The sequence below is a fragment of the Mycolicibacillus trivialis genome, assembly GCF_002102395.1.
Lineage (GTDB): Bacteria > Actinomycetota > Actinomycetes > Mycobacteriales > Mycobacteriaceae > Mycobacterium > Mycobacterium triviale.
Genome location: NZ_LQPZ01000050.1, coordinates 1 through 11116 on the forward strand (window position 1 = coordinate 1; position 11116 = coordinate 11116).

Here is an 11116-nt window from a genome sequence, read left to right on the forward strand (position 1 = left end):
TAGGCATGGGACTCATCCTTCCAGTGGCACCCTCTCGGCACCACAGATCAGATGTCACCTATCCGTGCAGCAGTCCCCACCACTACCTCGCCATCTTCGACGGCGCCAAACCCCTAGCCCTCTACCACGCCAAACGCCTAGCCAACCCCGCACAACGCCTGCTGCTCTACGCCACCGAACGCGGCTGCACCCACCCCGGCTGCACCGTGGCGGCCAACTGCACCGAAGTCCACCACATCACCCCCTACGCCCAACAACCCCGCACCCACGCCGACGAACTCACCCTGCGCTGCGGCCCCCACCACCGACTCCTCAACACCCAAAACTGGACCACCCGCAAAAACCACAACAACGAAACCGAAACCATCCCCCCACCCCACCTCGACCGCGGCCAACCCCGCACCAACCACTACCACCACCCCGAAAAACTCCTCCACGAAACCGGCGGAGGAAACACCGACACCAATGAAGACAGCGACAACGACAGCGACGGCGACGGCGACGGACCCTGACGCCGAAACCTCTTCATGACCCCGCGGCACCCGAGCAACGGCCGGGCGCACTGGTCGACGTGTCAGCGGGGGCGAGGAGCGCCGCGCCGGCGGCCCGGACGTCGGGCCCGACCGAATCTCGATAAAGCACGGCCCGCTCTTGAGTGCTAGCACTCTCATGTATAGAGTGCTAGGTGGCAGTCGAACGGTTTCCGTGCCGGCACCCGCGACGACGGTGTGGGAACCCGGACGAATGCCGTAACACCTAATTCCGACGGGTGCGGGGATCAGCCCCGCACCCACACGCTGATCAAGTGGAGGGCTCCAATCGTGGCGAGCGTGAACATCAAGCCACTCGAGGACAAGATCCTCGTTCAGGCCAACGAGGCCGAGACCACGACCGCGTCCGGTCTGGTCATCCCGGACACCGCCAAGGAGAAGCCGCAGGAAGGCACCGTCGTCGCCGTCGGCCCCGGCCGGTGGGACGAGAACGGCGCCAAGCGAATCCCGCTGGACGTGTCCGAGGGCGATGTCGTCATCTACAGCAAGTACGGCGGCACCGAGATCAAGTACAACAACGAGGAGTACCTGATCCTGTCGGCCCGCGACGTGCTGGCTGTCGTCTCCAAGTAAAACCGTGTTCCGCCCCGGCGATCCTCGCGCATGCCGCGCGGGTGATTTCCGGGGCGGACCGCGTTAAAGGAAAAGACCATGAGCAAGCTAATTGAGTACGACGAAACCGCGCGCCGTGCCCTGGAGGCCGGCGTCGACCAACTCGCCGACGCGGTCCGGGTCACCCTCGGTCCGCGCGGTCGGTTCGTGGTGTTGGACAAGGCGTTCGGCGGCCCGACGGTCACCAACGACGGTGTGACCATCGCCCGCGAGATCGACTTGGAGGACCCCTTCGAGAACTTGGGCGCCCAGCTGCTCAAGTCGGTGGCCACCAAGACCAACGACGTCACCGGTGACGGCACCACCACTGCCACGGTGCTGGCGCAGGCGCTGGTCAAGGCCGGGCTGCGCAACGTCGCAGCCGGCGCCAACCCGATCGCGCTCGGTACCGGCATCGCCAAAGCCGCCGAAGCGGTCTCCCAGGCGCTGCTGGCCGCGGCCACCCCGGTGTCGGAGAAGGCCGGGATCGCCGAGGTCGCCACGGTCTCCTCGCGGGACGCGCAGGTCGGCCGGTTGGTCGGCGAGGCGATGAGCAAGGTCGGCGGCGACGGTGTGGTCAGCGTGGAGGAGTCCTCCACGCTGCAGACCGAGTTGGAGATCACCGACGGGGTCGGGTTCGACAAGGGCTACCTGTCGGCCTACTTCGTCACCGACTTCGACCTGCAGGAAGCCGTGCTGGAGGACGCGCTGATCCTGCTGCACCGCGACAAGATCAGCTCGCTGCCCGACCTGCTGCCGCTGCTGGAGAAGGTCGCCGAAGCCGGTAAGCCGCTGCTGATCATCGCTGAGGACGTCGAAGGGGAGGCGCTCTCGACGCTGGTCGTCAACTCCATCCGCAAGACCCTCAAGGCGGTTGCGGTCAAGGCCCCGTACTTCGGGGACCGGCGCAAGGCGTTCCTGGAGGACCTCGCGGTGGTCACCGGCGCGCAGGTGGTCAACCCGGACGTCGGGCTGCTGCTGCGTGAAGTCGGCCTGGAGGTGCTCGGCAGTGCCCGCCGCGTCGTGGTCGGCAAGGACGACACCGTCATCGTCGACGGCGGCGGCAGCGATGAGGCGGTCGCCGACCGGGCCAAGCAGCTGCGCGCGGAGATCGAGGCCAGCGACTCCGACTGGGACCGCGAGAAGCTCGAGGAGCGGCTGGCCAAGCTGGCCGGCGGCGTCGCGGTCATCAAGGTCGGTGCTGCGACCGAGACCGAGCTGAAGGCGAAGAAGGCGGCGGTCGACGACGCGGTCGCCGCTGCCAAGGCCGCGGTCGAGGAGGGCATCATCGCCGGTGGCGGTGCGGCCCTGCTGCAGACCCGGTCGGCGCTGGAGAAGCTGCGGTCCGAGCTCTCCGGCGACGAGGCCCTCGGTGTCGACATCGTCTCCGCCGCGTTGGCCGCCCCACTGCACTGGATCGCCACCAACGCCGGTCTTGACGGCCAGGTGGTGACCGCCAAGGTGGTGGAACTGCCGGTCGGACAGGGCTTCAACGCCGCGACGCTGGAGTACGGCGACCTTGCCGGCGCCGGCATCATCGACCCGGTCAAGGTGACCCGGTCGGCGCTGGAGAACGCCGCCTCGGTGGCTCGGATGGTGTTGACCACCGAGACCGCGGTGGTGGACAAGCCCGCCGAGGAGGACGAGCACGCCGGGCACGGTCACATGCACTAGCGGTTTCGTCGAAGACACCCCTCGGCCCTCCGGCCGGGGGGTGTCTTCTTGTCCGCTCCCGCCGTCGAGTGTGCGGCGTGTTGTTGCGCTGACGTCCAAACGACGCCGACACGCCGCACGCTCGGCGGGCGGCGGTGCCCGTTGGCGGCTGCCGGGTGTCTGCGGCGGCCGGTACCGGACGCGCCCGAACACGGGGTTGACAGTGCCGCTGACACAGCGCAGATTGACACCAGACCACCTGGTCACAGCGGGGCAGAGAGGCGGCCACCATGACCACGAGGGATAGGTACACCGAGGTACCCGCGCCGTACTCGTGGCAGGTTCCCTGCACCGGCGAGGCTCGCTTCACGTGGGAGTACGACGAGGGACGCGCCCGACTCCTCGGCCTGTATCAAAAGGGCAAGGACAAGCAGTGGGATGCGCAGTCGCGGATCGACTGGGCCCAAGACGTCGACCCGATGAACCCGGTCGGGTTGCCCGACGAGTTCCATCCGCTGTTCGGCAGCCCGATGTGGGAGGCCGCCGACGATGCCCGCCGCGCCGAGATGCGACAGCACTCCCAGGCCTGGCAGTTCTCCCAGTTCCTGCACGGCGAACAGGGGGCGATGGTCTGCGCCGCCAAGATCGTCGAGGTGGTGCCGGATCTCGATGCGAAGTTCTACGCGGCCACCCAGACGATGGACGAGGCGCGGCACGTCGAAACGTTCTCGCGGTTCCTGCAGGAGAAGGTCGGGCTGGTCTACCCGATCAACACCAACCTGACCGCACTGCTCGATGACACCCTGCGCGACTCACGCTGGGACATGCCGTATCTGGGCATGCAGGTCCTCATCGAAGGCCTCGCGTTGGCCGCCTTCGGAGTGTTGCGTGACCTGGTGCCGCCGGGTTCGCTGGCCAAGCAGGTGCTGGCCTACGTCATGCAGGATGAGGCCCGCCACGTCGCGTTCGGTCGGATCTCGCTGAAGGATTACTACGCCGCGCTGACCGACACCGAGCGCGACGAGCGGGAAGAGTTCGTCGTGGACGCCTGCTATCTGATGCGCGACCGGTTCCGCGGCGAGGAGGTATTCGAAACCCTCGGCCTCGACGTGAAAACGTGCTCGGAGTGGGTCGACAACTCACCGGTGATGGCTCAGTTCCGGTCCCACCTGTTCAGCCGCATCGTGCCGATCGTCAAGGACATCGGGTTGTGGGGCGACAAGGTCCGGCGGGCCTTCACCGACATGGGCGTGCTCGACCTGGCCGGTGCCGACATCGAGGCGCTGATGAAAGACGATGAGGATCAGGCCGAGGCGCTGGACAACGACCAGTCGGAGATGGCCGCTCGCGCGGCAGAGGTCGATCAGGTGATCGCGGCGGGCGCGAACTGAGCCGCGGGTCGAGCCTCGCTCATGGACCGCGTCTACGGGTGGACGTGGGATCACCACGGGGAGGCGCCCGCAGCATCCCGCCGACTCAGACGTGCACGTCGCGCAGACCGACCGCGAACCGCAGGCCCGAGCAGTTGTAGCAGCCCACACAGCCCAGGCATCCGGTGCAGCCGAAACAGCCCAGGCAGGCCACACAGCGTCGGCAGAGCGCACAGCCGACGCACCCGATGCCTCCGGCGATCACCGCCGAGGCCGCGGTGAGGATGCTGCCGGCGACACCTGCGCTGCCGGCGGTGGCGATCGAGCCGGCGACTCCTGCGCTGCCCGCGGTGACGATCGAGCCGGCCACCCCCGCGCTGGCCGATGTGGCCACCGACCCGGCGACGCCGGCGCTGGCCACCGTCGCATGAGATGCGACCACCGTGGTTGCCACGGCGCTCATCTTGCCCCGGTGCAGGGCGGTTGTCTCGGCTACCGGCGTGGTTCGCCGGTTCCGATCGCTCAGGCGCTGCGGCGCCGACGGTCCCCGCGCCGCAGTAGCCGGGCACGTTCGGATTCGGAGAGCCCGCCCCAGATGCCGTAGGGCTCGGCGACGCGCAACGCGTGCGCGCGGCATTCGGCCAGCACCGGGCAGGTCCGGCACAGCGCCTTGGCACGCTGCTCGCGCAGCAGACGCTCGGTACCCCGCTCGCCGTCGGGATGGAAGAACACCGACGAGTCGGCGCCACGGCACGCGCCGTGGAGTTGCCAGTCCCACAGATCGGTGTAGGGGTTGAGATGCGATTCCGGCACAGCCATGAAAACCCCTTTCGCTCGTTGAATTCAACGATCGTCGAATTCAACGTAGACAGCGCGTCGGAATCGAGTCAATTTCCGTCGACCGCGCGGCGAAAATTGCGAGAGCGAAAGTATTTACCGTCTGTTCATTTCGAACAACCTCGGCGCGGACGCGACCGCGATCCAGATCGGTGTTCTCCCAGGATGTTTCTCGCCATGTGTCGGCGCGGGAAACGCGGGAAGAAATGCCTCCACGGGTGCGTAACGTGCCCGTAACGTAGCAACCACAAATAATTTACTAAAATAGGTCGGCAATGACTTTGGACACATTGAGTGCCGTCGCATTCGGGCCGGACCCGGGATGCTGGCCGCTGCCAGCCGCCACGACGCACCGGCAGCGGTGGCTGCGCGCGGTCGCCGCCGGCGGGCAGGGCCGGTACGCCAGTGCGCACGCCGAACTGGCGATGCTGCGCCGCACCGTCCCGGCCGGGCCGCTGGCGTCGCTCGCTCTCAGCACCACGGCCTCCTTGTGGCGCCAACTCGGTTGGCACACCCGCGCCCGCGGCTACGACGGCCGCGCCCTGCTGCTCGCCGGTGAAGACACCGAAGCGGCCGCCGACGCGTTGGTCGGGCTGGCCGCCGACGCCCTCGGCGTCGGGCGCTTCGCCGCCTCGGCGGCGCTGCTGGCCCGCGCCGACCGACTGCCCACCCCGTCGGCGGCGCGCCAGCCGGTACGCCGAGCCTGGGTGGGCGCCGAACTCGCGATGGCCACCGGCGACGGCGCCGAGGCGATCCGCCTGGCCCGCCGCGCCCAGGAACTCGTCGCGAACACCGATCTGGCCCGCCACCGGGTCAAAAGCGATCTGGTGGCCGCGGCCGCGCTGTGCACCGCCGGGCGAGTCGACGCGGCCCGCCGGGCCGCCGACACCGCGCTGGCCGCCGCCGAGGAGCTCGGGCTGATGCCGCTGCGGTGGGCGGCGGGCTGCCTGCTGGACGGGATCGGCAGCGGGTCACGCGCCGCCCGGCAGGTCGTTGACCTGCGCGACGACGCCGCCGAGCGGATACGGCAACGCGGCGGGGTGTGGCGCAACCCCTGACCGCTGGCACTCGCTCGTTATCGTGGACAGTTGCCACACGCCCGGGATCCGCCCGGTCCGTAACGTTGGAGATGCCGCGGTCGATGACTCTTCATGGAGACCATCTCGACGCTGCCGTGGCTGCGGCCGTGGCCGGCGATCGCGATGCGCTCCGTGAGGTATTGGAGACCATCCGCCCCCTGGTGGTGCGGTACTGCCGGGCCCGGGTCGGGGCCGGGGAGCGGAGCGGTCAGTCGGCTGACGACGTGGCACAGGAGGTCTGCTTGGCCACCATAACCGCGCTGCCCCGATACCGGGACCAGGGACGGCCCTTCCTGGCCTTCGTCTACGGGATCGCGGCGCACAAGGTCGCCGACGCGCATCGCGCCGGAGCGCGCAACCGCGCGTACGCCACCGAATCGGTGCCGGAGAGGGCGGCGCCGGACACCGGCCCCGAACAGCGGGCCATCGACGCCGACGCGTCCGCCCGGATGAACCGGCTGCTGCAGGTGCTGCCGGACAAGCAACGCGAGATCCTGATCCTGCGGGTCGTCGTCGGGTTGAGCGCCGAGGAGACCGCCGCCGCGGTCGGCAGCACGCCGGGCGCGGTCCGGGTGGCTCAGCATCGGGCGCTGACCCGGCTGCGCTCGGAGATCGTGGCCACCGGAGGTGCCCATGGCTGACAACGGCCGCACCCCCGACCTGGATGCGGTGGCCCGCAGCGACCGGCTGCTCGACGCCCTCGCCGCCGGCCAGCCGCCGCCGCCCGGCGACCCCGCCGACCGGGCCCTCGTCGACCTGCTGGCGGGTTGGCGCGACGAGACCCGCTGGCCACCGGCGACCGGGCTGGTCGCCGAGAACCAGGCCGTGGCCGCGCTGGAACGCGGCCGCAGGCGCACCCCGCACGTCCCGCACTCCCGGCGCGGACTCGCGCTGGTCGGAACGGTGGCCGCGACCGTGCTCGGGTTGGGTGGCTTCGGCGCCGTGCTGGCGACCGCCCAGCCGGGTGACGCGCTCTACGGGTTGCGCAGCACGCTGTTCGGTGAGCCGCCGGAGGTGCGCGACGACCGGGTGGCGCTGGTCGCGCAGACCGAGTTCGCCAAGGTCCAGCAGATGATCCACGACGGCCAGTGGGACCAGGCCAAGGACAAACTCGCCGAGGTCAGTGACACCGTCCAGAACGTCAACAACGCCGACCGCAAGCAGGAACTGCTTGAGCAGTGGAACGAACTCAACGTCAAGGTCGAGCACCGCGACCCCGAGGCGACCGTGCCGCCGGCCCCGGAATCGGATCCGGCCGTGCCGCCGGTGGAGGGCAGCACGTCGGTGACGCTGTCGACCGATCCCGACGCGGAGTCCACCTCGCCGGCGGAGACGACGGGTCCCTCGGACACGTCGGCGACGTCGGAGCCGTCCGAGCCGGGCAAGACCTCGGAGGGCGCAGCGCCGTCGGAAACCGAGCAGTCGACTGACGAGGAGACGGAGACCGAGACGACGACCGCGCCGCCGGAGCCCGGGAAGACGACCGCGCCGACGGAGACCGGGAAGACCACGGCGCCGCCGGCCACCACGACGCCCGCGCAGCCGCCCGCCAAGCACACCGGCGAGACCACGCCGGCCGAGGCGCCCCGCGCGGAAAGCCCGGCGACGACCGTGCCGGCGGCAGAGAACGAGGAGCGGAAGGCGCCGGCGGAGCCGGGCGAGCACGCCACGAACCCTGCCGAGCACGCCCCGAACCCGGCCGAGCCGGCCGATTCCGGCGCGGAAAACTAGTTAGCGGTAGCCCTCGGTCTCCGAGGCGGCCTCGTTGAGCGAGGCGTCGGCGTAACCGCGGCAGTAGTCCCAGGTGACATAGGAGTCCGGCTCCGGGTCGTACGCCGGCTCGTGCGGGCGCACCGTGCCGTCGACCAGCAGCTGCAGCAGGTTGGCGCGCAGCATGTCCCAGTCGTGGTAGTGGTCCTCGTGGCAGTCGTCGCAGCAGACCACCAGACCACGGATCCCCCGGGGGGCCAGCAACGCCTCGTACACCGCCAGATCGGCGAGGTCGGCCTCCACCGCGGTCCGCTCATGCGGGTCCAGCGGCTGGCCCGGCTCGATGTCGTCCAATGCGGCCGACGGGTCGTACGGGTCGTCAGCAAACGGGTCCGGCGGCAGACCCGGAGGCAGATGGTCACGCACGCCTACACCCTACGCAGGGCGCACACCGGAAGCCAGCGGCCACCGAATCGCGGCCCGGCGACGGGCCTGCGGAAAACGCCGCCGGGGCGCATTAGGATGGCGGTCTCACCCCGCACGGTTATGGAGGCCCGTCGATGACCAGTGGCTCGTCCCCACGCACCGATGCCGGCACACCGGTGCCCACCGGCGGCGACGATCCGAACAAGGTCGCGACCCTCGGGCTCACCTTCGACGACGTGCTGCTGCTACCCGCGGCATCCGACGTCATCCCGGCGACCGCCGACACCTCCAGCCAGGTCACCCGCAAGATCCGGCTGAAGGTCCCGCTGGTCAGCTCGGCGATGGACACCGTCACCGAGTCCCGCATGGCGATCGCGATGGCGCGCGCCGGCGGCATGGGCGTGCTGCACCGCAACCTGCCGGTCGACGCCCAGGCGGGCCAGGTCGAGACCGTGAAACGGTCGGAGGCCGGCATGGTCACCGACCCGGTGACCTGCCGCCCGCACAACACGCTGGCCGAGGTCGACGCGATGTGCGCCCGCTTCCACATCTCCGGGCTGCCGGTGGTCGACGATCAGGGCGCGCTGGTCGGCATCATCACCAACCGCGACATGCGCTTCGAGGTCGACCAGAACAAGCCGGTCGCCGAGGTGATGACCAAGGCGCCGCTGATCACCGCGCAGGAAGGCGTCACCGCCGACGCGGCGCTGGGGCTGCTGCGCCGCCACAAGATCGAGAAGCTGCCGATCGTCGACGGCCACGGCAAGCTCACCGGGCTGATCACGGTGAAGGACTTCGTCAAGACCGAGCAGCACCCGGATGCCACCAAGGACAGTGACGGTCGGCTGCTGGTCGGTGCGGCCATCGGCGTCGGCGACGACGCCTGGGTGCGGGCGATGACCCTGGTCGACGCGGGCGTCGACGTGCTGGTGGTCGACACCGCCCACGCGCACAACCGCCGGGTGCTGGACATGGTCGGCAAGCTCAAGGCCGAGGTCGGCGACCGTGTCGAGGTGGTCGGCGGCAACATCGCCACCCGCGCCGCGGCGGCCGCCCTGGTCGAGGCCGGCGCCGACGCGGTGAAGGTCGGGGTGGGCCCGGGCTCGATCTGCACCACCCGGGTGGTCGCCGGGGTGGGCGCCCCGCAGATCACCGCGATCCTGGAAGCCGTCGCCGCGTGCGGCCCGGCCGGGGTGCCGGTAATCGCCGACGGCGGGCTGCAGTACTCCGGCGACGTCGCCAAGGCGCTGGCCGCGGGCGCCTCCACCGCGATGCTCGGCTCGCTGCTGGCCGGGACCTCCGAATCGCCCGGCGAGCTGATCCTGGTCAACGGCAAGCAGTTCAAGAGCTACCGCGGCATGGGCTCGCTCGGTGCCATGCAGGGCCGCGGCTCCGGCGGCGCGGCAGCCAAGTCCTACTCCAAGGACCGCTACTTCCAGGACGACGTGCTCTCCGAGGACAAGCTGGTCCCGGAGGGCATCGAGGGCCGGGTGCCCTACCGTGGGCCGCTGTCCACCGTCGTCCACCAGCTCACCGGCGGTCTGCGGGCCGCGATGGGCTACACCGGGGCGTCGACGATCGAGCAACTGCAGCGCGCGCAGTTCGTCCAGATCACCGCGGCCGGGCTCAAGGAGAGCCACCCGCACGACATCACCATGACCGTCGAAGCGCCGAACTACTACGCCCGCTGATGGGTGCGGCACCGTCCGATCCGTCCAGCCGATCCGTATAAAGGGGACCTCGCATGCGTGACCTTGTTGAAATCGGCCTGGGCCGCACCGCGCGGCGCACCTACGAACTCGCCGACGTCAACATCGTGCCCTCGCGGCGCACCCGCTCCTCCCAGGACGTGTCGACCGCCTGGCAGCTCGACGCCTACCGCTTCGAGATCCCGGTGCTCACCCACCCCACCGACGCGCTGGTCTCCCCGGAGTTCGCCATCGAACTGGGCCGGCGGGGCGGGCTGGGGGTCCTCAACGGGGAGGGGCTGATCGGCAGGCACGCCGACGTCGAGGCCAGGGTCGCACAACTGCTGGAGGTCGCTGCCAAAGAACCCGAGCCGACCGCCGCGGTCGGGCTGCTGCAGCAGTTGCACGCCGCCCCGCTGAACCCCGACCTGCTCGGCGCCGCTGTCGCCCGGATCCGGGAGGCCGGGGTGACCACCGCGGTGCGGGTCAGCCCGCAGAGCGCGGCCGCGCTCACCCCGGCGCTGGTGGCGGCCGGGGTGGAACTGCTGGTCATCCAGGGCACGCTCATCTCCGCGGAGCGGGTGGCCAACAACGGCGAGCCGCTCAACCTCAAGACCTTCATCTCCGAGTTGGACATCCCGGTGGTGGCCGGCGGCGTGCTCGACCACCGCACCGCGCTGCACCTGATGCGCACCGGCGCGGCCGGGGTCATCGTCGGCTACGGCTCTACCGCCGGGGCGACAACCTCCGATGAGGTGCTGGGGATCAGCGTGCCGATGGCCACCGCGATCGCCGACGCCGCTGCCGCGCGCCGCGAATACCTCGACGAGACCGGCGGCCGGTACGTGCACGTGATCGCCGACGGCGACATCCACACCTCCGGTGACCTGGCCAAGGCGATCGCCTGCGGCGCCGACGCGGTGATGCTCGGCACCCCGCTGGCGGCCTCCCAGGAGGCCCTCGGCGGCGGCTGGTACTGGCCGTCCGCGGCCGCCCACCCGTCACTGCCGCGTGGGGCGCTGCTGCAGATCGCGCTCGGTGAGCGCCCCACCCTCGACCAGGTGCTCTCCGGGCCGTCCGACGACCCGTTCGGCTCGCTGAACCTGGTCGGCGGGCTGCGCCGGGCGATGGCCAAGGCCGGCTACTGCGATCTGAAGGAATTCCAGAAGGTCGGTTTGACCGTCGGGGCCTGATTTCGGCGCCGCCCGCGG

At 70.2% G+C, this 11116-nt stretch carries 12 protein-coding genes; 9 read left to right on the top strand and 3 right to left on the bottom strand.

The features are described 5' to 3' along the window. From AWC30_RS17870 to AWC30_RS16690, 4 genes are all read left to right on the top strand, one after another. Positions 1-512, top strand: a 512-nt coding sequence (locus AWC30_RS17870) for an HNH endonuclease signature motif containing protein (protein ID WP_234808137.1), incomplete at its 5' end; no start/stop codon positions are given. 309 nt (positions 513-821) lie between these two features. Next, positions 822-1124: a co-chaperone GroES gene (groES, locus tag AWC30_RS16680; RefSeq protein WP_066852167.1), complete on the top strand. Its 303-nt coding sequence runs from the start codon at positions 822-824 to the stop codon at positions 1122-1124. A gap of 78 nt (positions 1125-1202) precedes the next feature. Continuing rightward, the gene (groL, locus tag AWC30_RS16685; RefSeq protein ID WP_085111367.1) at positions 1203-2816 is read left to right on the top strand and encodes a chaperonin GroEL; all 1614 of its coding nucleotides are present in this window, start codon (positions 1203-1205) and stop codon (positions 2814-2816) included. A gap of 269 nt (positions 2817-3085) precedes the next feature. Continuing rightward, positions 3086-4186, top strand: coding sequence for a ferritin-like domain-containing protein (locus AWC30_RS16690; RefSeq protein ID WP_085111368.1), 1101 nt, complete (start codon positions 3086-3088; stop codon positions 4184-4186). 85 nt (positions 4187-4271) lie between these two features. On the opposite strand, the gene AWC30_RS16695 is transcribed toward AWC30_RS16690, so the two are convergent. Beyond that, positions 4272-4628 (bottom strand): hypothetical protein, encoded by a 357-nt coding sequence (locus AWC30_RS16695; protein WP_085111369.1) that lies wholly within the window; start codon positions 4626-4628, stop codon positions 4272-4274. Positions 4629-4687: 59 nt separating this feature from the next. Next, positions 4688-4984 carry a WhiB family transcriptional regulator gene (locus AWC30_RS16700; protein ID WP_085111370.1) on the bottom strand — a complete coding sequence of 99 codons (297 nt, stop codon included), beginning with the start codon at positions 4982-4984 and terminating at the stop codon, positions 4688-4690. Between the two features lie 293 nt (positions 4985-5277). Here AWC30_RS16700 and AWC30_RS16705 point away from each other — a divergent pair, with 293 nt between their 5' ends. The 3 genes from AWC30_RS16705 to AWC30_RS16715 all read left to right on the top strand — a co-directional run bounded on the left by AWC30_RS16705 (position 5278) and on the right by AWC30_RS16715 (position 7812). Next, positions 5278-6060, top strand: a complete 783-nt coding sequence (locus AWC30_RS16705) for a hypothetical protein (RefSeq protein ID WP_085111371.1) — start codon at positions 5278-5280, stop codon at positions 6058-6060. A gap of 83 nt (positions 6061-6143) precedes the next feature. Continuing rightward, positions 6144-6722, top strand: coding sequence for a sigma-70 family RNA polymerase sigma factor (locus AWC30_RS16710; RefSeq protein WP_085111404.1), 579 nt, complete (start codon positions 6144-6146; stop codon positions 6720-6722). Next, complete coding sequence (locus AWC30_RS16715; RefSeq protein WP_085111372.1) at positions 6715-7812, top strand: anti-sigma-D factor RsdA; 1098 nt, start codon at positions 6715-6717, stop codon at positions 7810-7812. Before AWC30_RS16710 ends, AWC30_RS16715 begins: the two co-directional genes overlap by 8 nt. Here AWC30_RS16715 and AWC30_RS16720 read toward each other — a convergent pair whose 3' ends face one another. Beyond that, complete coding sequence (locus AWC30_RS16720; protein WP_085111373.1) at positions 7813-8217, bottom strand: DUF5319 domain-containing protein; 405 nt, start codon at positions 8215-8217, stop codon at positions 7813-7815. It lies immediately after the preceding gene. 134 nt (positions 8218-8351) lie between these two features. Here AWC30_RS16720 and guaB point away from each other — a divergent pair, with 134 nt between their 5' ends. Continuing rightward, positions 8352-9908, top strand: coding sequence for an IMP dehydrogenase (gene guaB, locus AWC30_RS16725; protein ID WP_085111374.1), 1557 nt, complete (start codon positions 8352-8354; stop codon positions 9906-9908). A 53-nt stretch (positions 9909-9961) separates the two neighbouring features. Then, positions 9962-11098, top strand: coding sequence for a GuaB3 family IMP dehydrogenase-related protein (locus AWC30_RS16730; RefSeq protein WP_085111375.1), 1137 nt, complete (start codon positions 9962-9964; stop codon positions 11096-11098). Positions 11099-11116: the final 18 nt, after the last annotated feature.